The sequence below is a fragment of the Gordonia sihwensis genome (assembly GCF_029632925.1).
Lineage (GTDB): Bacteria > Actinomycetota > Actinomycetes > Mycobacteriales > Mycobacteriaceae > Gordonia > Gordonia sihwensis.
In genome coordinates this window covers 1168977-1193281 of sequence record NZ_CP121248.1, presented here as the reverse complement: position 1 = coordinate 1193281, position 24305 = coordinate 1168977, and the positions used below count along the sequence as shown (strand labels likewise).

General features: G+C 69.4%; 27 protein-coding genes. 11 read left to right on the top strand and 16 right to left on the bottom strand.

The features are described 5' to 3' along the window. Positions 1–16 precede the first annotated feature (16 nt). Positions 17–493 carry a YflT domain-containing protein gene (locus P5P27_RS05665; protein WP_039867440.1) on the bottom strand — a complete coding sequence of 159 codons (477 nt, stop codon included), beginning with the start codon at positions 491–493 and terminating at the stop codon, positions 17–19. 37 nt (positions 494–530) lie between these two features. On the opposite strand from P5P27_RS05665, the gene P5P27_RS05660 reads away from it, so the two are divergent. The 4 genes from P5P27_RS05660 (at position 531) to P5P27_RS05645 (ending at position 4760) form a co-directional block, all read left to right on the top strand. Beyond that, positions 531–1811 carry a magnesium transporter MgtE N-terminal domain-containing protein gene (locus P5P27_RS05660; protein WP_006896446.1) on the top strand — a complete coding sequence of 427 codons (1281 nt, stop codon included), beginning with the start codon at positions 531–533 and terminating at the stop codon, positions 1809–1811. Further along, positions 1808–2317: a DUF1003 domain-containing protein gene (locus P5P27_RS05655; RefSeq protein WP_006896447.1), complete on the top strand. Its 510-nt coding sequence runs from the start codon at positions 1808–1810 to the stop codon at positions 2315–2317. Before P5P27_RS05660 ends, P5P27_RS05655 begins: the two co-directional genes overlap by 4 nt. A 118-nt stretch (positions 2318–2435) precedes the next feature. Beyond that, positions 2436–3575: a lytic transglycosylase domain-containing protein gene (locus P5P27_RS05650; RefSeq protein WP_278126817.1), complete on the top strand. Its 1140-nt coding sequence runs from the start codon at positions 2436–2438 to the stop codon at positions 3573–3575. A gap of 42 nt (positions 3576–3617) precedes the next feature. Beyond that, positions 3618–4760 (top strand): Mrp/NBP35 family ATP-binding protein, encoded by a 1143-nt coding sequence (locus P5P27_RS05645; RefSeq protein ID WP_222111039.1) that lies wholly within the window; start codon positions 3618–3620, stop codon positions 4758–4760. 23 nt (positions 4761–4783) lie between these two features. Here P5P27_RS05645 and tatB read toward each other — a convergent pair whose 3' ends face one another. From tatB to sigE, 4 genes are all read right to left on the bottom strand, one after another. Continuing rightward, positions 4784–5212 carry a Sec-independent protein translocase protein TatB gene (tatB, locus tag P5P27_RS05640; RefSeq protein WP_278126815.1) on the bottom strand — a complete coding sequence of 143 codons (429 nt, stop codon included), beginning with the start codon at positions 5210–5212 and terminating at the stop codon, positions 4784–4786. Between the two features lie 41 nt (positions 5213–5253). After that, complete coding sequence (locus tag P5P27_RS05635; protein ID WP_411815798.1) at positions 5254–6711, bottom strand: S1C family serine protease; 1458 nt, start codon at positions 6709–6711, stop codon at positions 5254–5256. 3 nt (positions 6712–6714) lie between these two features. After that, complete coding sequence (locus P5P27_RS05630; protein WP_006896452.1) at positions 6715–7092, bottom strand: zf-HC2 domain-containing protein; 378 nt, start codon at positions 7090–7092, stop codon at positions 6715–6717. 79 nt (positions 7093–7171) lie between these two features. Further along, positions 7172–7795, bottom strand: coding sequence for an RNA polymerase sigma factor SigE (gene sigE / locus P5P27_RS05625; protein WP_006896453.1), 624 nt, complete (start codon positions 7793–7795; stop codon positions 7172–7174). 220 nt (positions 7796–8015) lie between these two features. Between sigE and P5P27_RS05620 the strand changes: the two genes are divergently transcribed. Continuing rightward, on the top strand, positions 8016–8657 hold the full coding sequence (locus P5P27_RS05620) for an O-methyltransferase (RefSeq protein ID WP_006896454.1): 642 nt from the start codon (positions 8016–8018) through the stop codon (positions 8655–8657). A gap of 24 nt (positions 8658–8681) precedes the next feature. On the opposite strand, the gene manB is transcribed toward P5P27_RS05620, so the two are convergent. From manB to rfbD, 3 genes are read right to left on the bottom strand one after another with little or no spacing between them, the layout of a single operon-like run. Continuing rightward, on the bottom strand, positions 8682–9755 hold the full coding sequence (manB, locus tag P5P27_RS05615) for a mannose-1-phosphate guanylyltransferase (protein WP_222111037.1): 1074 nt from the start codon (positions 9753–9755) through the stop codon (positions 8682–8684). Between the two features lie 38 nt (positions 9756–9793). Continuing rightward, positions 9794–10675: a glycosyltransferase family 2 protein gene (locus P5P27_RS05610; protein ID WP_222111036.1), complete on the bottom strand. Its 882-nt coding sequence runs from the start codon at positions 10673–10675 to the stop codon at positions 9794–9796. A gap of 9 nt (positions 10676–10684) precedes the next feature. Continuing rightward, positions 10685–11593, bottom strand: a complete 909-nt coding sequence (gene rfbD / locus P5P27_RS05605; protein WP_222111035.1) for a dTDP-4-dehydrorhamnose reductase — start codon at positions 11591–11593, stop codon at positions 10685–10687. A 168-nt stretch (positions 11594–11761) separates the two neighbouring features. Between rfbD and P5P27_RS05600 the strand changes: the two genes are divergently transcribed. Continuing rightward, a complete protein-coding gene (locus P5P27_RS05600; RefSeq protein ID WP_222111034.1) occupies positions 11762–13522 on the top strand; it encodes an LCP family protein in 1761 nt (586 codons plus the stop codon). A gap of 44 nt (positions 13523–13566) precedes the next feature. Then, complete coding sequence (locus tag P5P27_RS05595; RefSeq protein WP_006896459.1) at positions 13567–14262, top strand: TIGR03089 family protein; 696 nt, start codon at positions 13567–13569, stop codon at positions 14260–14262. A gap of 87 nt (positions 14263–14349) precedes the next feature. On the opposite strand, the gene P5P27_RS05590 is transcribed toward P5P27_RS05595, so the two are convergent. Together P5P27_RS05590 and P5P27_RS05585 are read right to left on the bottom strand one after the other, a co-directional pair. Continuing rightward, the gene (locus P5P27_RS05590) at positions 14350–15519 is read right to left on the bottom strand and encodes an acyl-CoA dehydrogenase (RefSeq protein WP_006896460.1); all 1170 of its coding nucleotides are present in this window, start codon (positions 15517–15519) and stop codon (positions 14350–14352) included. A 68-nt stretch (positions 15520–15587) separates the two neighbouring features. Next, on the bottom strand, positions 15588–16295 hold the full coding sequence (locus tag P5P27_RS05585) for a TetR/AcrR family transcriptional regulator (protein ID WP_006896461.1): 708 nt from the start codon (positions 16293–16295) through the stop codon (positions 15588–15590). A gap of 78 nt (positions 16296–16373) precedes the next feature. On the opposite strand from P5P27_RS05585, the gene P5P27_RS05580 reads away from it, so the two are divergent. From P5P27_RS05580 to P5P27_RS05565, 4 genes are read left to right on the top strand one after another with little or no spacing between them, the layout of a single operon-like run. Continuing rightward, complete coding sequence (locus P5P27_RS05580) at positions 16374–16748, top strand: nitroreductase family deazaflavin-dependent oxidoreductase (RefSeq protein WP_222111031.1); 375 nt, start codon at positions 16374–16376, stop codon at positions 16746–16748. Continuing rightward, positions 16745–17563, top strand: coding sequence for a dienelactone hydrolase family protein (locus P5P27_RS05575; protein WP_006896463.1), 819 nt, complete (start codon positions 16745–16747; stop codon positions 17561–17563). Before P5P27_RS05580 ends, P5P27_RS05575 begins: the two co-directional genes overlap by 4 nt. Further along, positions 17560–18258 (top strand): GNAT family N-acetyltransferase, encoded by a 699-nt coding sequence (locus P5P27_RS05570; RefSeq protein WP_222111030.1) that lies wholly within the window; start codon positions 17560–17562, stop codon positions 18256–18258. Before P5P27_RS05575 ends, P5P27_RS05570 begins: the two co-directional genes overlap by 4 nt. 3 nt (positions 18259–18261) lie before the next feature. Further along, positions 18262–19272: an NAD(P)H-dependent flavin oxidoreductase gene (locus P5P27_RS05565; protein ID WP_278127411.1), complete on the top strand. Its 1011-nt coding sequence runs from the start codon at positions 18262–18264 to the stop codon at positions 19270–19272. 7 nt (positions 19273–19279) lie between these two features. Here P5P27_RS05565 and purE read toward each other — a convergent pair whose 3' ends face one another. The 6 genes from purE to P5P27_RS05535 form a co-directional block, all read right to left on the bottom strand. After that, on the bottom strand, positions 19280–19801 hold the full coding sequence (purE, locus tag P5P27_RS05560; RefSeq protein ID WP_062367546.1) for a 5-(carboxyamino)imidazole ribonucleotide mutase: 522 nt from the start codon (positions 19799–19801) through the stop codon (positions 19280–19282). A 128-nt stretch (positions 19802–19929) separates the two neighbouring features. Then, entirely contained in the window at positions 19930–20700 is a 771-nt protein-coding gene (locus P5P27_RS05555) for an ABC transporter permease (RefSeq protein ID WP_006896467.1), read from the bottom strand. Then, positions 20697–21482, bottom strand: coding sequence for an ABC transporter ATP-binding protein (locus P5P27_RS05550; RefSeq protein ID WP_278126806.1), 786 nt, complete (start codon positions 21480–21482; stop codon positions 20697–20699). The genes P5P27_RS05555 and P5P27_RS05550 overlap by 4 nt, the downstream gene beginning before the upstream one ends. Beyond that, positions 21479–22369: a DUF4097 family beta strand repeat-containing protein gene (locus P5P27_RS05545; RefSeq protein WP_222111029.1), complete on the bottom strand. Its 891-nt coding sequence runs from the start codon at positions 22367–22369 to the stop codon at positions 21479–21481. Before P5P27_RS05545 ends, P5P27_RS05550 begins: the two co-directional genes overlap by 4 nt. A gap of 84 nt (positions 22370–22453) precedes the next feature. Beyond that, positions 22454–22966: a histidine kinase gene (locus tag P5P27_RS05540; RefSeq protein ID WP_341338674.1), complete on the bottom strand. Its 513-nt coding sequence runs from the start codon at positions 22964–22966 to the stop codon at positions 22454–22456. Positions 22967–23072: 106 nt separating this feature from the next. After that, the gene (locus tag P5P27_RS05535; protein WP_423201245.1) at positions 23073–24272 is read right to left on the bottom strand and encodes a 5-(carboxyamino)imidazole ribonucleotide synthase; all 1200 of its coding nucleotides are present in this window, start codon (positions 24270–24272) and stop codon (positions 23073–23075) included. Between the last annotated feature and the right edge of the window lie 33 nt (positions 24273–24305).

Genomic DNA, 24305 nt, shown 5'->3' with positions numbered 1-24305 from the left:
GACGGCGGAGGAGCGGTCAGAGAGCCAGTTTGGCGAGCATGTCGCGCGCTTGTTCCGCGGTGCGCGGATCGCACAGCACGTCGTACCGTCCGGCGACCAGCTGCATGGTGGAGGTGAAGTCACGCTGGCCGCGGGTGGCCGCGTACGGGATGGCGGCGCTGATCAGCCCGAATACCATGCCGGCGAGCACGCCGAAGAGGATCGGCGTCCACGACGTCCCGACCACCAGTGAGACGAGTGCGCCGAAGAACAGGCCCAGCCAGGCGCCGGACCCGATGCCTCCCGCGATCACCTTGCCCCAGGTGAGTCGTCCGAGGACCTTCTCGACCTGCATCAGGTCGACGCCGACGATCGTCAGATTATCGACCTGGAATTCGTTGTCGGACAAGTAGTCCACCGCACGCTGGGCCTGCGCGTAGGTGTCGTAGGACCCTACCGGCCAGCCCTTCGGCGGCGTCGGCAGTCCCGGCATCGGTCGCATTGGGTTCGTCACTTCGGCTCCTGAGCTCGGCTCACTTTAGGCTTGACGTATGACGCCCGCCCTCAAGGTCTTCGTCGCCAGACTAGTCGGCCTCGCCGTTCTCGGCCCTGATGGTGAATCAATCGGTCGGGTCCGGGACGTCGTGATCTCCATGCACATGCCGGGCAAACAGCCGCGCGCGCTCGGGCTCGCCGTCGAACTCACTACGCGCAGACGCATTTTCGTGCCGATGCTGCGTGTGACGAGCATCGAGCCCGACGCCGTCACCCTGACCACCGGACACGTGAATCTGCGACGCTTGCGGGTGCGCCCGAACGAGGCGTTGGCGGTGGGTCAGATCCTCGACACCCGGGTCCGCACCGACGATCCGGACTACCCCGAACTGCACGATGTGGACCTGACGGTGGTGGATCTGGCGATCGAGCAGAACCGCAGCCGCGACTGGATGGTCAGCCGCGTGGCGCTGCGCACCACCCGCAAGGGCCTGCGCAGGCGCGGCGAGACGATCGTCGTGCAGTGGCGCCACGTCCGCGGCATGAACCGTCTGGAACTCTCTCGCCCGGGACAGGGCGTGGAGATGGCCCTGGCGCAGTTCGAGGACATGCGTGCGCCCGACGTCGCCAACGCGCTTCGCGAACTGCCGGTGAAGCGGCGCGACGAGATCGCCGCGGCGCTCGACAACGAGCGTCTCGCGGACGTGCTGCAGGAGATGCCCACCGACGATCAGACCGCGATCCTCGGCAGCATGGAGCCCGACCGCGCCGCCGACGTCCTCGAAGCGATGGACCCCGACGACGTCGCCGACCTGATGGGTGAACTGCCCCAGGCCGAGGCCGAGGCGTTCCTGTCCCGGATGGACCCGGAGGACTCCGAATCCGTCCGGCGGCTGCTGCTACACTCCCCCGACACCGCCGGCGGCGTCATGACGCCGGAACCCCTGATCGTCACCGCGAACGCGACGGTGTCCGAGGCGCTGGCCCGGGTGCGCGACCCGGACGTGAACTCGGCGGCCGCGAGCATGGTCTTCGTCGTCCGCCCGCCGACCAACACCCCCACCGGGAAGTTCCTCGGCGCGGTGCACACGCAGGCACTGCTCCGAGAGCCGCCGGCCAATCTGGTGGGCGGCATCCTCGACAAGGAGATGCCGCGACTGCTCCCCGACGACTCGCTGGAGAAGATGACCCGGTTCTTCGCCACCTACAATCTGGTCTGCGCACCGGTGATCGACGAAGCCGATCACCTCCTCGGCGCCGTCGTCGTCGACGACCTCCTCGATGCCCTGCTCCCGCGCGACTGGCGCGAGACCGACCCCGAAGGGACCGCTCCATGAGTCCTTCCGGACGCCATCTCGACACTCCGAGCCCTCGTCGCAGCCGGTTCAACGTCAATCTCGACTCCGACGTGGTGGGCGTGTACTCCGAGCGGATCGCCCGCTTCCTCGGCACCGGCCGGTACCTGCTGATCCAGACCGTGATCGTGGTGATCTGGGTGCTTCTCAACGTGGGCCTGTTCGCCTTCGAATGGGATCCGTACCCGTTCATCCTCCTCAATCTGGCCTTCTCCACTCAGGCCGCGTACGCCGCGCCGCTGATCCTGCTGGCACAGAACCGCCAGGAGAACCGGGACCGTGTCTCGCTCGAAGAGGACCGCGCCCGCGCCGCCCAGACCAAGGACGACACCGAGTTCCTGGCCCGTGAACTCGCCGCCGTGCGGCTCGCGGTCGGCGATACCGTCACCCGCGACTATCTGCGCCGCGAACTCGACGATCTGGTCGACGAACTGGTGGAACGAATTTCGGCACGCGCGGGCAAGGGTGAAGAACCGGATCCGACATGACCGGAGGAAACGCTGCATGTATGCTGGCTCACAGTCGTCGGGGGGATGATCGCAGACTCCCCCTGATTCGACGTGAACGACACGCCGAATGCAGTGAGAGTCGATGAGGACCAATGGGATGACTTTCTGGCGCAGCCGCCCGAACCGGATTCACGTGCCGCGCCGCGGCCTGGCGGTCGGGACCACCGCCGCCGCACTCGGCGCGCTGGTGCTCGGCGGAACGGTGTCGAGTGTCGCGGCCGATCCGGTGTCCTCGGTCCAGCCGGGACCCTCGATCGATCTCGCGGGCGCCCAGAGCGCGGTGGCCGCCCGCGCGGTCGCGGAGACCGTGCCCTCCGGCAGCAGCCAACTCGTCGGATTCGCTCCCCCGGCCGACCCCACGGCCGCCGGCGGCGGCGACCCGCAGTTCCGGCTCGCCGCCGACCTTCCCGCAGGTCCCCTCGGCATTCCCGGGATGGTCCTCAAGGCGTACAAGCTCGCCGCCACCCGGGTGGCCGCCGAGTCGCCGCAGTGCAAGCTGCCCTGGTTCCTCCTCGCCGGCATCGGACGCATCGAGTCCGGCCACGCGGGCAACGGGAACGTCGACGCGTACGGCAACACCCTGACCAAGATCCGCGGCCCGGTACTCGACGGCTCGCTCGCCGGAAACGCCGTCATCCACGACTCCGACGGCGGCAGGCTCGACGGCGACGGCGGGCACGACCGCGCGATGGGTCCGATGCAGTTCATCCCGAGCACGTGGGCGGCCTGGGGCGCCGACGCCAACGGCGACGGCAAGGCCGACCCGGACAACATCTTCGACGCCACCTATTCGGCCGGACGCTACCTGTGCGCCGGTTTCACCGACATCATGGCCGGCCAGAACAAGGTGAACGCGGTCCTGCGCTACAACCACTCGATGGCCTATGTGAACAACGTGCTCGCATGGGCGGCCGCGTACTCGACCGGCGTGATGCCGACCACGCCCATCCCGGAGATGTCGGCGACTCCGGACGACAAGGACAAAGACAAGAAGGACAAGGACCGCGACAAGAAGAACGGGGACCGCGACAAGAAGCCCGGCGAGTCCACCCGGCCGTCCACCCCGAAATCGTCCACGCCGCCGACTAAGCCGTCACCGAGCAAGCCTCCGCAGGCCTGCCTCGGCATCATCTGCCTGCCGCCCGGCATCGGTCCGGCCCCGGCGCCCGCCCCCAAGCCCTCGCCCAAGAAGCCGGCGCCGGCTCCCGCCGGCCCGGCGAAGACCGCCGACCGCTGAGGCGAGAAGCCGAGTCCGTCTCGGCAGCGATATGGTTGAGGTGTGACCACCCCCGCCACACCCACTGAGTCCGCCGTCCGTTCCGCACTGAGCAAAGTGATGGACCCGGAGATCGGCAAGCCGATCACCGACCTCGGCATGGTCAAGTCCGTCGCGGTCGCCGCCGACGGCAGTGTCGACGTCGGGGTGTACCTGACCACGGCGGGCTGCCCGATGCGCACCAAGATCTCCGACAACGTCGAGACGGCCGTCGCCGATGTGCCCGGTGTGGGCGCCGTGCGCGTCGAACTGGACGTGATGGACGACGAACAGCGCACCGAACTCCGCAAGAAGCTGCGCGGCGACCGTGCCGAGCCGGAGATCCCGTTCGCCAAGCCGGGCAATCTCACCAGGGTGTACGCGATCGCCTCCGGCAAGGGCGGTGTAGGCAAGTCGAGTGTCACCGTGAACCTGGCGACCGCACTCGCCGACCGCGGTCTGTCCGTCGGCGTCCTGGACGCCGACATCTACGGTCACAGTGTTCCGCGCATGCTCGGCAGCGACGCGAAGCCCACCCAGGTGGAGTCGATGATCATGCCGCCGCAGAGCCACGGCGTGAAGTTCATCTCGATCGGCCAGTTCACCGACGGCAACACGCCGGTCACGTGGCGCGGCCCCATGCTCCACCGGGCGCTGCAGCAGTTCCTCGCCGACGTCTACTGGGGCGATCTGGACGTTCTGCTCCTGGATCTGCCGCCGGGCACGGGCGATGTCGCGATCTCGATCGCCCAGCTCATTCCGGGTGCGGAGATCCTGGTGGTGACCACCCCGCAGCAGGCCGCCGCAGAGGTCGCCGAACGCGCGGGCGCGATCGCCCTGCAGACTCGGCAGAAGATCCTCGGCGTGGTCGAGAACATGTCCTGGATGCAGCTCCCGGACGGCACGCGGATGGAGCCCTTCGGCTCGGGCGGCGGCGAGTTGGTGGCGCAGCGGCTCACCCGTGCCGTGGGATCTCCCGTCGAACTGCTCGGGCAGGTCCCGCTGGAACAGGAACTCCGCGAAGGCGGCGACGTGGGCACTCCCGTGGTGCTCTCGGCACCCGAATCCGCCTCCGGCTCGGCGCTGCGCGCCATCGCCGACAAGCTGGCCGTCCGCCGGCGCGGGCTCGCCGGCATGAGCCTCGGAATCGACACCACCCGGCACTGACCCGCCGGGCCCGACCGGTCCGGCTAGGTCGCGTCCCAGTCGGTCACGTCGTACTTGCGGGCCGGAGGTGCGGGCGGCTGCGGCGATTCGCGCGGCACCTGCCGCTCCCCATCCGGCTTCGCCGGCGGCCGACTCACGTCGAGGGTCTCACGCACCGACTTGCCCAGATCGTCGATCGTCGACGAGTCACCGTCGAAGATGTGCTTGGTGACGATGCTCTTCGGGCTCACCTGGCGGAGTTCGTTGAGCTGAGTGAGCGGCTCACGGAGTTGATCGAAATCGGGCCCGAGTTCGTCGCGCAGCTGCGAACTCGCCCCCGTCGCATAGTCGCGCACCTTGCGTACCGCGCCCATCGCCCAGCTGACCGCGCCCGGCAGACGTTCGGGGCCGAGGATGATGAGCGCTGCGGCCAACAGAATGAGGAGTTCACCCCAACCGACACTGCTGAACATGATTCCTCGCCGCTCTCTGGACTGGTCCGACGCTTCCGGCGCTAATCGCTGACCGGGGTGAGCTCGCCGTCGAAGTATCGACCGTCGCGCCAATACGTGAACTTCACCTGCTCACCGATTTTCGACGTCCGCACCGCGACGGTCAACTCGTCCGCGCTCTCGATCGGGCGCCCGTTGAACTTGGTGATCACGTCGCCCTCGCGCAGACCGGCCTGGGCCGCCGGACTGCCCCCGGCGACGTCCTTGATCTGCGCACCGAAGATGCGGTCGTTACGGACGGTGGCGGCGGTGATGCCGACCGACGGGTGCTTCACCTTTCCGTCCGCGATCAGGGTGTTCGCGATCGGGATGACCTCGTTGATCGGAATCGCGAAGCCGAGACCGATGGACCCGCCGCCGGTCATCGCGCCGGCCGTGTTGACGCCGATCACCTGGCCGTCGTCGTTGAGCAGCGGCCCGCCCGAGTTGCCCGGGTTGATGGCCGCATCGGTCTGGATGGCGTTGATCACAGCGTCGGTATCGGAGTCGGCGTCCGGCCTCAGCGGCACCGGCCGATCGAGTGCGCTGATGATGCCGCTGGTGACCGTCTTGTCCAGCCCGAGCGGCGAACCGAAGGCGATCACCTCCTGACCGATCTGAAGGTCGGCGGAGTCGCCGAGCTTGGAGACCGTCAGATTCGCGACGTCGTCCACTTTGATGACGGCCAGATCGGTCTTCACGTCACGTCCGACGAGCCGCGCGGGCACGCGCTGACGATCGGAGAAGACGACTTCGAGCTTGGCTTTGGAGTCATTGGCGGCCTTGGAGATCACGTGGTTGTTCGTGACGATGTACCCGGCCTTGTCGACGATGAATCCCGAACCCGAGCCGCCGTCGACCGCGGTGCGGACCTCGATGGTGACCACCGATCGCTGAACGGCCTTGGCGACCCGCTCCACATCGGTGCCGCCGGTCGCGGAGTCGGGGCTGTCGCCCTCGAGGTGAACGGTGTCGGCGTGCAGCGGCGTGACGACCTCTGCGGTCCATCGTCCGACGAGCCCGCCGAAGAGTCCGACGAGGAGTGCGAGCAGTCCGAGAGTCGCCAGAGCCCACCAGTGCACCCGGCCGCCGAACAGCAGGTCGCGTATCCCCAGTAGCGGCCCCTTCTCCCTCGGCGACGACTCCGGGTCGACGCCGACAGCCGGTGCGGACAGGTGCGCGGCGCTGTCGGGATCGCGCCACGGATCCGGTTCCGGCACGTCGTCCGTGGCGGGCTGGGCGTACGGGTCGCGCTGCAGTGTCTGGGTCTCGCCCTCGGGCCGGCCGAAGGCCTCCGCGAGGACCGGATCGGGCGGTGCGATCGTGGGCTGTGGGCGCTCCGCCGGTGATGCCTCGGGAGCGAACGAGCCGTCGACACCCTCCGGCCTGCCGAAGGTGGCGGCGAGGTCTGACGCCGGTTCGTTCGCGGGCAGCACCGGATCGGTCGGCCGGTCGTCGGACGAAGCAGAGCTGTCGGTCACGAGTCAGCGGCCCCAGCGGTTGGTGCGCCGATCCCTGCGGAAGTCGATCTCCTGAGTCGGGATCTGGCTGAGCTGCGCGCGGAGCGAGTCGGGCACGCTGAGGTCGGTCTGGCAGGTCTGCAGCATCGACCGCGCACGCGCCTGCGCGGCGACCTCGCGCGAGCAGTCGGGGCAGAGCGCCAGATGAGCGTCGGCACGCGCCGACGCCTGACGCGTGAGTTCGTCGTCGACGTAGGCGACGACCGCCTCGGGATTCAGATGCTCGGTGGACGCGAATCCGGTCGGGCGCCGGTATTCGGGGTTCGGTGCGATCGACGTCGGAAACGGCGACCACCGACTCCCGCGTGAACGTCCTGTCTGGCCCAGACCCACCGGCGTCACCCCTCTCCTCAGATGCACTCGAACTCGATTCAGAGCCACGGTCCAGCGTAGCCGACAGAACCGGAGAGGGTCGCGGAGGTCACTCTGCGGCCGCGACCGAGCGGCTGTCGGTGTGGCCGCGAGCCGCCAGGTACTGGCGGATGCCCTGGCGTCCGCGGTGGATCCGGCTGCGGACGGTGCCCATCTTGACCCCGAGCGTGGCGCCGACCTCCTCGTACGAGAGTCCCTCGATGTCGCAGAGGACCACGGCGGCGCGGAACTCCGGCGCCAGCGAGTCGAGGGCCGCCTGCAGATCGGGATCGAGGTTGGCGTCGGCGAAGGCCTGCTGCGGGTCCGGGGTGTCGGTGGGGATCCGGTCGTAGTCCTGCTCCAGCGCCTCCATACGGATCTTGGCGCGGCGTCGGACCATGTCGAGGAACAGATTCGTCGTGATGCGGTGCAGCCAGCCCTCGAAGGTGCCGGGCTTGTAGTTGGTCAGCGACCGGAACACCCGGATGAAGGTCTCCTGGGTGAGGTCCTCGGCGTCGTGCTGATTTCCGGAGAGGCGGTACGCCAGCCGGTACACCCGGTCCGCGTGCTCTGACACCAACTCGTCCCACGAGGGCATCAGATCTCGATCGCCGGTCGCGTCGAAGCCCGCGGTTCCGCGGAACGCTCCGGTGGTGGTGTCGGGGTCTGCCTTGCCGATCATCGGGACGGTCATCGTGTAGGTGCCAGTTCCTTTCCTCGCTCCGGGCCTGTCAGGGCTATTCTCCCCGATCAACGCGCCCGGCGCGATCGATATTCCGGACCATTGCGCTCTACCCTGTCGCACCTGAATGTGGTGCCCCTATAACTGTCCTGAGGGTTTGATAAGGAAGACCGGGCCCGCAGACGGCGTGCCCGCAACCGCAGGTCAACGACCGTATGGCACCCTCGATGTCATGAGTGACACAGCGGCCGCGGCCGCAAGCCTGAGCGAGTACGCCGAAGCCGCGATCATCGAGGACGAGGCCCTGATCGAAGCCCGCATGCGCGCCGAGGAGCTCGGCGCCACGGCGATCTCCCCCGCCACCGGAGCGCTGCTGTCGCTGCTGGCCCGGGTCGCCGGGTCGACGCACGTGGTCGAGATCGGCACCGGAGTCGGTGTCAGCGGGCTCTGGCTGCTGGCGGGCATGCCCGAGAACGGTGTCCTGACCACGATCGATCCCGAGCCCGAGCATCACCGGGCCGCCCGCGAGACCTTCGCCGACGCGCACATCGGTCCCGGCCGCACCCGGCTCATCAACGGCGCGCCGACCGACGTGCTCACCCGGCTCGCCGACGAGACATACGATCTCGTCTTCGTCGACGGAGCACCGCTGAGCTATCCCCTGTTCGTCACCGAGGCGATCCGCATTCTCCGGCCGGGCGGACTGGTCGTCGTGAACAACGCCTCGGCCGACGGCACGATCGCCGACCGTGAGGCCGACGATCCGCGGACCCTGGCCGCGCGCGAGGCGGCGTCGATCATCGCCGAGGACGACCGGCTGCTGCCCGCTGTGATTCCGGTGGGAACGGGTCTGCTCGCTGCCGCCAAGGCCTGAGCGGCCGGCCGATCGCGCTCGGGATCACACGTCGGTCGAGAACCGGATTCCGCTCTCGGGGATCTGCACTCCCGGCCATACGCGCGCGCCGCGCAGCAGCTCGCATCGGGCGCCGACCTGTGCACCGTCGCCGATGACGGTGTCGCGCACCAGCGCATGCGCGCCGACGGTGGCGCCGAACCCGACGATGCTGCGCTCGACCACCGCGCCCGCCTCCACCGACGCGCCGTCGAAGATCACCGCGCCGTCCAGCCGCGCCCCCGACCCGACCCGCGCACCGCGGCCGACGACGGTGCCGCCGATCAGCACGGCGTCGGACGCCACGTCGGCGCCGTCGAGCGAGAGCGACTCCCCGCAGGGCTTCGCCAGCGCGGGCGACGGCGCGATGCCGCGGACCAGGTCCGCCGAACCGCGGACGAAGTCCTCGGGAGTCCCCATGTCGCGCCAGTAGGCGTCGTCGACGTGCGCCTGAATGTGCCGTCCCTGCGCGAGCAGCGACGGGAACACCTCGCGCTCCACCGACACCGGCCGACCGGCCGGGATCTCGCCGATCACCTTGCGGTCGAAGACGTAGGTGCCCGCGTTGATCTGATTGGTCGGCGGATCCTGAGTCTTCTCCAGGAACGCCGTGACCCGCCCGTCGGCGTCGGTCGGCACGCAGCCGAAGGCGCGCGGATCACCGACCCGGACCAGGTGCAGGGTCACTTCGGCACCCGAGCGCTCGTGCGTCGACAGCACGTCGCGGATGTCGGTGCCGCCGAGGACGTCGCCGTTGAACACGAGCACCGTGTCGGCGGTCAGCTCGTCGTAGACGTTGCGGATGCCGCCGCCGGTGCCCAGCGGTTCGCGCTCCGTGACGTAGGTCAGATTCAGGCCCAGATCGGAACCGTCGCCGTAGTGGTCGGAGAAGACGTGCGCCTGGTAGGAGGTGCCGAGGACCACGTCGGTGATCCCCGCCTCCCGGATCCGCGACAGCAGGTGAGTCAGAAACGGGGTCCCCGCAGTCGGGAGCATCGGCTTGGGCGCCGACAGGGTCAGCGGCCGCAGCCGCGTGCCCTTTCCTCCGACGAGGATCAGTGCCTGAACTGATGAGGTCACAGAGTTTCCTTCCTTGTCCACACTCGTGTCGCGGCTGTTCACGCGGGCCCTCCCGTACGGCGCTGTTCACGCAGGGCCGCGGCGACCGCGATCTTCGACCGCACCGCCAGCCCGGCCCGCAACGCCAGGCGGATCGGCGCGCGCAACGGGCCGGGATTCCGGTCGGCGGTGAAACGATAGGCGCTCGCATGGTGAGCCGGAATCATCTTCTCCGGATGTCTGCTGACCGAATGGCTCTTCGCGTGCATCACCGACACCGACGGCACGAAGACGTTCAGCCACCCCGACCGGCCCAGCCGGTCGCCGAGGTCGACGTCCTCCATGAACATGAAGTAGCGCGAGTCGAAGCCGCCGATGGCGTCGAAGGCCGTGCGCCGCAGGAGCAGACACGAGCCCGAGAGCCAGCCGACCGGCCGTTCGGTGAGGTCGGCGTCGTCGTTGCGGTACGCAGCCGTCCAGGGGTTCGACTTCCAGACCGCGCCGAGCACCGCGTGGCCGGTGCCCGAGATCAGATCGGGTACGCGGCGCGCGGACGGGTACACGGTGCCGTCGGGCTCGGTGATCAGCGGCCCCAGACTCGCGGCCCGCGGCCAGCGGCGCGCCGCCTCGAGCAGTCCGTCGATCGCGCCCTCCGACCATTCGACATCGGGGTTGGCCACCACCACGAACTCGACGTCCTCGTCTATCTGCGCGACTCCCCGGTTCACGGCGCCGCCGTAGCCGATGTTTCCGCCGGTGTGCACCAGGGTGACGTTGTCGTGGTCGGCCGCCGCCTGTTCCGGTGCGCCGTCGGTGGACCCGTTGTCGGCGATGATCACTTCGGGCGTCTCACGCGATGCGCGCGTCAGCGTGCGAAGGAAGTTGTGGAGGTAGTCGCCCGAGGAATAGGTCACGGTCACGACGGCGAAGCTGGCAGTCACGCGCTCAGACTAACCGAGCGTCCGGGTGCGGACCGCGATCGCATCGTGCAGGGCGAGCGTCCACTTCCGCAGCGGTGTGAGACCCGCGGCAGCCCAACTCGCGCCGGAGAGCGCCGAGTACGCGGGCCGCGGCGCGGGGCGCGGGAACTCTGCGGTGGTGCACGCCTGGACCCGGGCCGGGTCGGCACCGAGCTCGACGAACACGGCGCGGGCCAGATCGCACCAACTGGCCGTTCCGGCGTTGGTGGCGTGCAGAGTCGCGCCGTCGCGCAGATTCGGCCCGTCGCACCGTTCGGCGAGTTCCCACAGGCCGGCCGCGAGATCGCGCGCGTAGGTGGGCGATCCCACTTGATCGTCTACCACCCGCAAAGTGTCGCGCTCGGCCTCCAGTCGGGCCATCGTCGCGACGAAGTCGCTGTCCGCGGACCCGCCGGTGAACACCCACGCGGTGCGCACGACGATCGTCCGCGGATCGGCCTCGCGCGCGGCGCGTTCGCCGGCGAGCTTGGTGGCGCCGTACACCGTCGGCGGCTCACCGGAGACGTCACCGGGTTCGAAGGGTCGCGGTGCGTCGCCGGAGCCCGCGTCGTCGCGGGCGAAGACGTAGTCGGTGGACAGATGGATGAGTCGCGCCCCCGACGCGCCGGTGACGGCCGCCAGATGGGCCGGACCGAGTGCATTCACCGCGTGCGCCGCCTCGCAGTCGGTCTCGGCGGCGTCCACGGCGGTGTACGCCGCGGTGTTGATCACCACATCGCCTCGCGCAAGGCCACCGAACGCGTCGCGAACCGATCGCTCGTCGCGCACATCGACATCGGACGAGGTCAGCATGACCGCTTCCCGGCCGCCGCGCGTCGACGCGAGCGCCGATCCCACCTGCCCGGAGGCGCCGACGATGTACACCCGATTCGAACCCATGAGTGACCATCCTGGTGCATCCGGACCTCCGCCGGGAGCTCACGGTCGCGGGCAGTGCTGCAGATCACCGGGCCCGGCACCGGCTGCGCCTCCCCGGCAACGGCTCTCCCGATCAGTATTCTTGCGGAAGACCAGCAGCCGAGACGACCGGAAGGGACATCGCGACAGGTGGAGTCACGACGCGACGGCTCGGCAGAGCCCGAGGACACCGACGCCGGCGCCGTTTCCGGCGGCCGTGCCGGGGAGCCCTCGACGCGGCGGTCCGTGCCGACGCGCACGGGTGCGGGCACCCGGTCCCGCCGGACCTCCGAGGAGATCCACACGCGGCCCCGCCGACGCCCCCGCAGCACCGACCCCCGCAGCAAGACGGACCGGGCCGCGCGCCACGGCGCCCGGACGCGCACGCGGCCCTCCGGTCCACCGCCGGGCAGCTTCCGCGCCGCCCTCAAACTCTGGACGACCCGCCCGATCGCCGGGATCGCACCGAAGAACATCGGCCGGGCACTGATCGCCCTCGTCACCGTGATGACACTGGTCGTCACGGGGCTGGGCTGGGCGAAAGTGCGCAGCCTCAACGGGGCCGTCACGCTGCTGGGAGACCTCGGCCTCGGCGGCGGTGACGACGGCGCCATCGACATCCTCCTCGTCGGCACCGACTCCCGAGTGGATGCGAAGGGCAACCCGCTCTCGGAGCAGGAGCTCAAATGGCTGCGGGTGGGCGGCGACGTCAGCACCAGCACCGACACCATCGTCCTGGTGCGCATCCCGACCGACGGGTCCAAGGCCACCGCCATCTCGATCCCCCGCGATGCGTACGTCGACGTCCCCGGGATCGGCATGAGCAAGATCAACGCCGCCTACGGCGCCACCAAGGAGGGCGTCCGCGAGCGCGAGGTGGAGCAGGGCACCAGCGAGGAGCAGGCAGAGAAGGACGGGACCAAGGCCGGGCGCAAGGCCCTGATCGATTCCGTCGCGAATCTGACCGGCATCACCGTCGACCACTACGCGGAGGTGGGACTGCTGGGATTCGCGCTGCTCACCGATGCCGTCGGCGGAGTGGACGTGTGTCTCAAGAATGCGGTCGACGAGCCCTTCTCGGGCGCCAAGTTCCGCGCCGGCCGGCAGACGCTGAACGGTCCGAAGGCGCTCAGCTTCGTCCGGCAGCGCCACGATCTCCCTCGCGGCGACTTGGACCGGATCACGCGACAGCAGGTGTACATGGCTTCGCTGGCGCAGAAGATCCTCTCGACGCAGACACTGACCAACGCGGGCAAACTCCAGGAGTTGCAGGATGCCGTGTCGCGCTCGGTGATGATCGACGACGGCTGGGACGTCCTCTCGTTCGCAGAGAATCTGAAGGACCTCACCGGCGGCAACGTGAAGTTCACGACGATCCCGATCGAAGACGATCAGGCCTGGAGCGATGACGGGACGCAGAGCGTGTTGAAGGTCGACCCGCAGGCGGTCCACGCCTTCGTCGACCGGCAGCTCGGCCGCACATCGAAGGCCGGATCGGAGAATCCCCGCTCGGACTACACCGTCGACGTGGTGAACGCGGGCACCGTGGACGGTCTGGCGTCCAACGTGATGCGGCTGCTGAGCGGCCTCGGCTACCAGCAGGGCGCCACGTCGAGCAAACCGATGAACGAATTCGATTCGCTGATCTTCGCCGATTCGAAGGACAACGAGGGCGCCAAGCAACTGGTGAAGGACCTCAAGGCGGGCCCCATCGAGATCCGCGAGGACTCGTCGCTCCCCGAGGACAAGCTCCGGCTGGTGCTGACGAACACCTACAACTACGGTCTCGGTGCGGTCTCCGACACCGGCGGCGACAGCGGTTCGGACTCGGGGTCGTCGTCGGCGCCGTCGTCCAAGCGCCCGTCCCCGGTCATCAAGGCCGACGGCGACGGACCGGTCTGCGTCAACTAGCTCCGGCGGTCGCCGGAGCCGGACACGATAAGCGAGGACACTCGATGAGCCACGACACCGTCACGGGCGCGATCTTCGCGGCCGTGCCCGACCATGCGCGGCCGATGCTGACCTACTACAACGAGTCGACCGGCGAGCGCACCGAGCTCTCCGGTGCGACGCTGGGCAACTGGGCCGCCAAGATCGCGAACTACCTGCGGGACGGGCTGGGCCTGGCGCCCGGCGACCGCGTGCGGGTGGATCTGCCGGAACACTGGCAGACCGCGGCCGTTCTGCTCGGTGCGTGGTGGGCGGGCGTCGCCGTCGACCTGAGCGACGACGCGGCCGACGACCGCGCGACCTTCACCTCGCGGGAGCGGGTCGACGAGCACGACACCGACGAGGTGATCGCGGTTCCCCTGGATCCGTTCGCCATGGGCGTGCGCGACCTCCCGGTCGGCGTCGAGGACTTCGGCGAGTCGGTGCGCGCGCACGGTGACCAGTTCGTCCCGGCGGGTTCCGGGCGGGACGCCGTCGACGAGGTGACGGTGGCGCAGGTGCTCTCGGCCGCCGACGGCGGGCTCGATCCGGCCGACCGACTGCTCAGCACCCGCGGATGGCGCACTGTGACCGACGTCGTCGCGAACCTCGCCGCTCCGCTGTTGTCCGGGGCGTCTCTCGTCGTCGTCGCGGGGGGCGTCGAGGACTCCCGTCTGCGGGCGATCGCCGAGACCGAGAAGGCGACCGTCGTCCGGACCTGACCGAGACGAATGCGCGGGCCGACCGCCACCCGCTGACCTCTCGGTCGGGACGGCGGCCGGCCCGCGCATTCGACGGTCCGGCCGGGTTCAGCCGCGCAGCAGCGCGCGGCTCATGACGACGCGCTGGATCTGGTTGGTGCCCTCGTAGATCTGGGTGATCTTGGCATCGCGCATCATGCGCTCGACCGGGAAGTCGGTGGTGTATCCCGCACCGCCGAAGAGCTGAACGGCGTCGGTCGTGACCTCCATCGCGACATCCGACGCCAGGCACTTGGACGCCGAGCTGATGAAGCCGAGGTTGCCCTCGCCGCGCTCGGCACGAGCGGCGGCGGTGTAGACCATCAGGCGCGCGGCCTCCACCTTCATCGCCATGTCGGCGAGCATGAACTCGACGCCCTGGAACTGGCTGATGGTCTTGCCGAACTGCTTGCGGTCCTTGACGTACGCGATGGCCGCGTCGAGGGCGCCCTGCGCCACGCCGACGGCCTGCGCGCCGATGGTGGGACGGGTGTGATCCAGGGTGGCCAGAGCGGTCTTGAAGCCGGTGCCCTCGTCGCCGATGATCCGGTCGGAGGGGATGGTGCAGTTCTCGAAGTACAGCTCCGCGGTGGGGCTGCCCTTGATTCCGAGCTTGTGCTCCAGCGGGCCCACCGTGAAGCCGGGGTCGTCCTTGTGGACCATGAACGCGGAGATGCCGTTGGCGCCCTTCTCCGGGTCGGTGACCGCCATGACGGTGTACCAGGTGGACTTGCCGCCGTTGGTGATCCAGCACTTGGAGCCGTTGAGCACCCAGCTGTCGCCGTCCTTGCGGGCGCGCGTCTTCATCGAGGCGGCGTCCGATCCGGCCTCGCGCTCCGACAGTGCGTACGACGCCATGGCCTCACCCGAGGCGATCGACGGCAGCACCTTGGCCTTGAGCTCGTCCGAGCCCGACAGGATCAGGCCCATGGTGCCGAGCTTGTTGACCGCGGGGATCAGCGACGCCGAGACGTCCACGCGCGCAACCTCTTCGATCACGATGCAGGCCGCGACCGAGTCCGCACCCTGCCCGTCGAACTGCTCGGGAACGTGCACCGCGTTGAAGCCGCTGGCCACGAGTGCGGCGCGCGCCTCCTCCGGGAAGCGAGCCTTCTCGTCGACGTCCTTGGCGTGCGGTGCGATCTCCTTCTCGGCGAGCGCGCGGATGGCCTCGCGCAGCGCCTGGTGCTCCTCCGGGAGCTGGAAGAGGTCGAAATCGGGGTTCCCGAACTTGCCCATCGTTTCTCCTTAAACCGGCGCTACGAGCCCTGTCACTCAGTGCCGTGATCGTCTTCTCGATAAGTGCATCACGGCACTGGGTGCCGCGTCAATCGCCTCCGCACCGCCTCCGCGACCTCATCGGGCGTGGTCCCGGCCGGAAAGCTGACCACCGCGACCTCGGGAGCGGAGGCCGACGACGGATCGGCGTACTCACCGACCACGCCGTAGATCGCGAGCAACTCCCGCCGCAGGGTCTCGGCGGTGGCGTTCTCGTCGCCGCGGACCATCGACCGCAACAGATAGTTGTGGGCGCCGGTCACGGCGGCGGCGAAGGCCACGATCCGCACCCGCGGCACATCCGGCAGAGCGCGGCGGAGGAACTCCTCGAACTTGCGCTGATAGCGGTAGGTGGTGACCAGCTCCCGGTCGCGCAAGGCAGGCACCCGCGCCACCACCTGATAGCGCCGGACCGCGAGATCGCGGAGCGTCGCGAAGTGCGCGAAGACGAGCTCGGCCGCGGCACACACCGCCCACCAGGGATCGGTGCCCGCCTCTTCCTCGCCTCGCAGCAAGTCGGTGACCTGTTCGAGCAGGGACTCGTGGTCGGCGAAGATGAGGTCCTCTTTGGACCGGAACTGCCGGAACAGGGTCCGGCGCGACACGCCGGCGGCGGCGGCGACCTCGTCGACCGGTGTGGCTTCGTAGCCGCGTTCGGAGAACAGGCGGATCGATTCCGCCACCACGTGCGCGGCGAACTCCGCGGGATCGGTGTGCACCTGGTCGGTCGTCGCCATGCCGACATTATCGCGCAGATCCCCTCGCCTCATGCCTCGGCCTCGCCGACCGCTCGTCGATACGGCAAGCTGGAGAACATGAAGGTTCCGCATGCCGTGGCGCTCGTCAACAAGTACGTGACCAATCCGATCCAAGGACTGTGGGCGGGACGGATCGCACCGTGGGCGATCGTCGAACACGTCGGGCGCAAGTCGAACCGCCGCTACCGCACGCCGGTCCTGGCCTTCGTCGACGCCGGCCGCATCAGCATCGCACTGAACTACGGCGCCGACTCCGACTGGGTCAAGAACGTGCTCGCCGCCGGCGAGTTCACGCTCGTCCGCAGCGGTAGGGAGCTGAAGGTGGCCGGCGTGCGGGTGATCCCGTCCGACTCCCCCGACGTCGTGAAGTCCGCTCGGATTCCGGCCAAGCTGTCCGAATCAGTGCTCTACGGCCGCCTCGTCGAAGCATGACCGACGCACTCGACGGCTTCGACCGCGCAGAGTTCACCGACGACGGCGTCACCCACCGGTACTACCGCCGCGGATCGGGCCCGGCGGTGATCGTGATCCCCGAGATCCCCGGCATCACACCGAAGGTCGCCGCCTTCGCCCGCCGGGTCAGCGACGCGGGCTGCACGGTGTACGTCCCCTCGCTGTTCGGCGTCGACGGTGCCGATCCGTTCCCCGGCGGTGTGACCGGACCGGCCCGGACCGGTGCGCTGATGGCCCGAGCGCTCGGCCGGGTATGCGTCAGCCGGGAGTTCACCGTCTTCGCCACGGGGCGGTCGTCGCCGGTGGTGTCCTGGCTGCGTGCCCTCGCGCGACGGGCCCACGCCGAGTGCGGCGGCCCCGGCGTGGGCGCCGTCGGCATGTGCGTCACCGGCGGCTTCGCACTCGCGATGGCGGTCGACGACACCATGCTGGCGCCCGTGCTGTCGCAGCCCTCGCTGCCGGTGGGCCTCACGCCCGCACGGCGCAGGACCATCGACATCTCGCCCGGCGATCTGGAGACCGTGAAGGTCCGCTGCGCGCGGGGACTGCAGGTGATGGGTGCCCGGTTCGAGGGCGACCGGCTGGTCCCGGGCAGCCGCTTCGATTTTCTGCGAGAACAGCTCGGCGACGCCTTCATCGGTGTCGACCTGCCCGACGACGCCGCTGCCCCGGACGCGTTGATTCCGCCGCACTCGGTGCTCACCGAGCACCTGATCGACCAACCCGGACAGCCGACGCACGACACGCTCGAGGCGGTCATCGCGTTCTTCCGCCGGAAGCTGGAGGTCGAATGACGGGCACCGTCGATCTGACGCCGCTCGACGATCCGTTCACCTGCGCACTGACCGGGCGGCAGGAGCGGTTCGCCCGGCGGCGCGGCCGCATCAATGCGTTCGAGCCGGAGGTCTCGGTGTTCTTCGGTCATCCGCGCGAGATGACCGACGCCGACTGGGTCGACATGGCGGCGCTGGCCGGACCCGGGAACACCGTCGGCCTACGCGACTGCCGGACCCCGGCGCCCCCGGGTTGGCGGCACGTCGAGACCTTCGATCTGGTGCAGTACTCCGGTGAGGACACCGAACGGCGCCCCGACCCGGAACTCGTCCGGCTCGGCCCGCCGGACGTGGCCGAGATGACCGAGCTGGTGACACTGACCAAGCCCGGGCCCTTTCTCCCGCGCACCGTCGAGATGGGCGTCTACCTCGGCTACCGGGACGGCGACGGCCGGCTGCTCGCCATGGCGGGTCAGCGGCTGCGGCTTCCCGGCTGGGTGGAGATCAGCGCGGTGTGCACCCATCCGGAGGCACGCGGACGCGGACTGGCACGCAGACTCGTCGCCGCGGTGGCTCAGGTCATCGTCGACGACGGCGACCTGCCCTTTCTGCACACGACGGCGGAGAATCCGGCGCGCAGCCTGTACGAGGCGATGGGATTCGTCCTGCGCAGCGAGGTGAGCCTGGAGATCGTCCGGGTTCCGGAAGGAGAGTGAATGATGTTCGATCTCGGTCTGCTCGGCGTTCCGATCGCGGGCGCTCCGATGGCCGGAGGCACGTCGACGCCCGAACTCACCGCAGCCGTCTCCGGCGCGGGTGGTCTCGGCTTCTACGGTGGCGCCTATCTCACGCCCGAACGACTCCGTGAGGACATCCGCGCGATCGCCGCGCTGACCGATGCGCCGTTCGGCGTCAATCTGTTCGTGCCCGAGGAGATCCCGTTCGACGAAGCGGCCTTCGCCGAGTACCGCGACCGGCTCGCCCCGCTCGCCGAGCGGCTGGGCGCACCGCTGCCCGAGCACGTTCCGTTCACCGACGACCACTTCGACGCCAAGGTCCAGGTGCTGATCGACGAGCGCGTGCCCGTCGCCTCGTTCACCTTCGGTTGTCCCGACGCCGCCACGGTGGCACGACTGCACGCCGCGGAGGTCTTCGTGGTCGGGACCGTCACCTGTGTCGACGAGGCGCTGATCGCGCGAGAGTCCGGAGTGGACTCGCTCTGCGCCCAGGGCGTGTCGGCGGGCGGACACCGCGGCACGTTCGGCATCCTCGACGCCGACCCGGGCATCGACACGCTGCCCCTCCTCACCGGTGTTGCGGACGCGGCGGGCCTGCCGGTGATCGCTGCGGGCGGCGTCGCCTCCCGCGACGACGTGATCGCACTGCTCGAGGCGGGCGCCGCCGCCGTGCAGGTGGGGACGCTACTGCTCCGCTGCCCCGAGGCCGGCACCAAACAGGCGCACCGGGACGCCCTCGCCGACCCGCGCTTCACCGAGACCGTCACCACCCGGGCGTACTCGGGCCGCTTGGCGCGTGGCCTGGTGAACGAGTTCATCGCCGCCTACAGTGATGCGGCACCGCCGGTGTATCCCCAGGTCAACACTCTCACCGGCGGTATACGCCGGGCCGGTTCCACCGACCCGGACGTCATCAATCTCTGGGCCGGGACCGGCTTCCGGGCTGCTCAGGCGGTCCCGGCGGCCGACGTGGTGGCCGCATTGAGCCCGTAGCGCTCGGTCAGCCGTCGAGCAGGGTCCTGCGCAGCTTCTCGTCCTTCTCGAGGACCATCTCCTCCAGTCCGGCTTGGAACTTCGCCATCGCACTCTGAACGGCCGGATCGGAGGCTCCGAGGATGCGTGCGGCCAGCAGACCCGCGTTCCGGGCGCCGCCGATCGACACCGTCGCGACCGGCACGCCGGCCGGCATCTGCACGATCGACAGCAGTGAGTCCATCCCGTCGAGGTACTTCAGGGGAACGGGCACCCCGATCACCGGCAGCGGTGTGGCCGCCGCGACCATGCCCGGCAGATGAGCGGCGCCACCGGCACCGGCGATGATCACCGAGATACCGCGTCCCGCGGCGTTCTTCGCGTAGTCGAGCATCCGCTGGGGGGTGCGGTGCGCCGAGACCACGCCGACCTCGAACGGTATGCCGAACTCGGCGAGCGCCTCCGCCGCGGCCTGCATCGTCGGCCAGTCGGAGTCACTGCCCATGATGAGGCCGACGCGGGGTGCGGGCACGGTGGCGGGTGCGGTCATCGACGTCTCCAAGGTTCTCGGGGCTGATTCTCAACAGCGTAGGCGAGGCAACCGTGCGCGGTGACGCCGGCTGTCGTCCCCGACGCGGTGTGAATGCGGCTCGAAGCGGGCGGCCGGCGTCTCCGCGGTCACCGGATCTTGCGGCGGTAGAGGCGAATCGCCGCCGCGTAGGCGATGGCGCCGATCCCGATGCACCACGCGAGCGCGGCCACGAGGTCGGCGGTGGCGACGGGCTGCTCGCCGAGCAGCGCGGAGACGGTGTCGACGATGGAGGTCACCGGCTGGTGCTCGGCGAAGACCCGCACCGGGGTGGGCATGGTGTCGGTCGGGACGAACGCGGAGCTGACGAAGGGCAGGAAGATGAGCGGGTACGAGAACCCGGTCGCACCGTCGACGGTCTTGGCGGCCAGTCCCGCGACGACCGCGATCCACGTCAACGACAGCGTGAAGAGGGCGAGGATGCCGGCGACTGCGAGCCAGGCGAGCGGTCCCGCGGACGATCGGAAACCCATCGCCAGTCCGACCGCGATGATGATGACCACCGTGACCGCGTTCGCCGCCATCGAGGTGAGGACGTGGGCCCAGAGGACGGCGGCGCGAGCGATCGGCATCGATCCGAAGCGCTCGAACAGCCCGCTCTGAAGGTCGTTGAACAGGCGCAGTGCCGTGTACGCGACGCCCGAGGCGATGGCCATCAGCAGGATTCCGGGAAGCAGGTAGTCGACGTAACTCGCAGTTCCGGTGCTCGCCTTGATGGCTCCGCCGAAGACGTAGACGAACAGGAGCATCATGGCGATCGGGGTGAGCGCGGTGGTGACGATGGTGTCGACACTGCGCGTGACGTGCTTGAGCGAGCGACCCAGGAGGGCGCCGGTGTCGCTGAGGACGTGTGTGGTCATGACCGGCCTTCGTTCTCGGTGCGGTGTCTGGTGAGCGCGAGGAAGATCTCCTCGAGGGTGGGCTGCTTCTCGACGTATTCGACCTTGGTCGGCGGAAGCAGTCGCTTCAGTTCGGCGAGTGTGCCGTTCGCGATGATCCGGCCGTCGTGCAGCACGGCGGTGCGGTCGGCGTGTTGTTCGGCCTCCTCGAGATACTGGGTGGTCAGGAGGATCGCGGTGCCGCGGCCGGCGAGTTCGCGGACGGTGTCCCACACGTCGATGCGGGCTTCGGGGTCCAGTCCGGTGGTCGGTTCGTCCAGGAAGATGACGGACGGATCACCGATCAGGCTCATGGCGATGTCGAGACGACGCCTCATGCCGCCCGAGTACGTGGCGACGGCGCGTCCGCCGGCGTCGGTGAGCCGGAAGCGCTCGAGCAGGCCGTCCGCGACGGCGCCGGGGCCGTGCTCGTGGCGCAGGCGGGCGATGAGCATCAGGTTCTCGCGGCCGGTCAGTACCTCGTCGACGGCGGCGAACTGACCCGTCAGGCTGATCGACCGGCGAACCTCGAGGGGCTCGGTCGCGAGGTCGTGGCCGCCGACGACGGCGGTGCCTGCGTCGGGCCGCGTCAACGTCGAGAGGATGCGGACGAGCGTCGTCTTGCCTGCACCGTTAGCGCCCAGGAGTGCGACGACGCTGCCCGCCTCGACGTCGAGGTCGACCCCGCGCAGCACAGAACGGCCGTCATAGGACTTCTCGATTCCGCGGATCCTGATCGCGGGCGGAGCGATGGTCGTGGTCATGACCGTGTTCCTTCGTCTTCGACTGAGCGAGCGCTGTCTGAAACCGAGTGGGCGCGCCGAATCTCGATGTCGCCGTACAACGTTCGCGCGCGAATGGACACATGCTCACCGGTCGACGGGACGGTGGAACCGTCGAGACGGTTGCGCAGCTGTCCTTGAGTGGACGAGAGGTCGAGCCAGGCGGGAACCCCGTCGGCGACGCCGACGACGATCGTCCCGAAGCTGCTCTCCAGGTCGAGAGCGCCGCCGCGCGCCTCACCGACGGTGACGCTTCCGTACGCGGTGCGCGCGGTGACCGACGACGCCGAACCGTCGATGTGCAGGTCGCCGTACGAGAGAGTGGCTTCGACGGCGGCGTGCGCCGTGCCGAGGTGGACGCTGCCGTACGACGACTTCAGTGCGGCGTCGCCGGCGACGGTGCCGATCCGGATCTGCCCGTGCCCCGCGACGACCTCGGCCGACCCGTCGACCGTGCCGACGGTGGCGTTGCCGTACGCGGCGTGCAGCCACAGGTCGCCGGTGGCGTCGAGGTCGACGGCACCGACGGACGCCTTCACCCGGGTCGCGGCCAGCCTGCCGGTGGCGCGGACACCTCCCGTGGAGCATTCGGCGGTGAATCGCGAGCCCTCCGGGAGTTCGACCGTGATGTCCACCGACTCGGAGGGGCCGAGGAAGCGGAACCTGGGACGCGGTCCGAGGACGGTGATTCGGCGGCCGTCGAACTCGACGGTGGTCGCTGCCGCACCGCGCTGATCGGCGGGTTTGTCCGGGTTACTGGGCGATACGGTCACGACGGCGTCGGTGCGGTCGCTCGCGATGACGTCGATGTGGCCGAGCGGCAGGTTCACGGCGAGATCGACGGGTTCTGGGGTGCGGTAGGTGGGCATGGGAGAGCCTTCCGGAGAGTGCAGTCGACCGACCCCGTGGTCGAGACGGGGTGATGGGATCGTTCGCGAAGGTGTGGAGAGTGGTCAGCGCGCCCAGCCGGCGAAGTCGCCGCCGGTGCGCAACGCGCGCTGCACGGATCGTCGCCGCCGCGGATTCAGGGCTGAGGCGACGGCGCGCACCAGCCAGGTGTTGACCGAGACGCCCTCGGCGGCCGCGGCTTCGTCCACCTGCGCCTTGAGGACATCCGGGAGTCGCAGTGTGGTGCGTGAGGTGGTGGTGTCGTCGAAGTCGACGCCGATCGCGGACTCCGAGTCGGCATCGTCGGTGGTGCGCGGCGTTGCGACTACGAAGTCCACCTCGCGCCCGCGCAGGCGGAGGTCGACCGACCCGGGAACCAGGTCACGAGTGATCTCGCCGGCCGCCGCGGACAGGACATCGAGCAGGGCGAGTCGGATGGTGGCGTCCATACTGTTCGCGAGACGCTCCGCGGCGGCGCGGACGTCGTCGACCCCGTTGTCAGCGGCGTCGGAGAGGTCACGTTCCGCCGCGGCTCCGAACCGGCGCTGAAGGTCGTCGACGTACTGATCGAGGTCCATGACATCAATCATGACACCACGATGGTGTCAATTCAACCCCGTGGCGGCTTCACGCCCTCGTTCACGCACCGAGACCGCAGCGTCACGATGGTGTCACCACGTCCGACTAGCCCGCGTGCGGATCCCAGCCGTCGGTCCACACGGCCGCGCTCATCCACTGGGCGGCGCGCTCGGCCCGTTCGCGGACGTCGTCGACGCCCTCACCCGGACGTCCTACGACATTGACGTGTCCGATCTTGCGATCGGGCCGCTCGCCCTTCCCGTACAGATGGACCTTGGCCTCGGGCATCCGGGCGAACAGATGATGCAGGCGCTCGTCCATCGACATCTGCGGAGCCTCCGGCGCCCCCAGGATGTTGGCCATCACGATCACGTCGGCGCGCGCCGCGGTATCGCCGAGCGGATAGTCGAGAACCGCGCGCAGATGCTGTTCGAACTGCGAGGTGACGGCGCCGTCCATGGTCCAGTGACCGCTGTTGTGCGGGCGCATCGCGAGCTCGTTGACCACCAGTTCGCCGTCCGTCGTCTCGAACAGCTCCATCGCCATGGCGCCCACCACGCCCAGTTCCTCGGCCAGCGTGAGCGACATCTGCTGCGCCTGCTGAGCGACATCGGCGTCCAGGCCCGGAGCCGGAGCCAGAACGACGGCGCACTGGCCGTTGCGCTGGACGGTTTCGACGACCGGCCACGCGGCGCCCTGTCCGTACGGCGACCGTGCCACCATCGCCGACAGCTCGCGCACCATCGCCACCTTCTGCTCCGCCATGAGCACGGTGTCGCCCGAGGAGGTGTCGTCGAAGACGCGCAACGCTTCGTCGCGGTTGTCGGTGAGCCACACTCCGCGACCGTCGTAACCGCCTCGGACCGCCTTCAGAACCACCTGCCAGTCGTGGGACTCGCCGAAGGCGATCAGCGCGGAGCGCGCCGCGCCGACCTCGCCCGACAGGTCGACGAAGTCGGGAACCGGGAGGCCCAGTTCCGACAGTTTGGTCCGCATGGCCAGCTTGTCCTGTGCGAAGTGCAGCGCCTTCGACGGCGGGCGCACCGCGACGCCCTCGGCCTCGAGCGCTTCGAGGTGAGCGAGCGGAACTCCCTCGTGATCGAAGGTGAGCGCGACCGCTCCTTCGGCGGCGGCGCGGAGGGCGTCGAGATCGTCGTGCGAGCCGAGCACCACGTTCGCGCTCACCTGCGCGGCCGGCTCGTCGGCGCTGCCCGCCAGAACCCGCAGGCACTGACCGAGGGCGATGGCCGACTGATGGGTCATTCGGGCCAACTGACCACCGCCGATCATGGTCACGGTGGGCATGCCGCTGGAACGTCGGTCTGGGCTGGAAGTCAC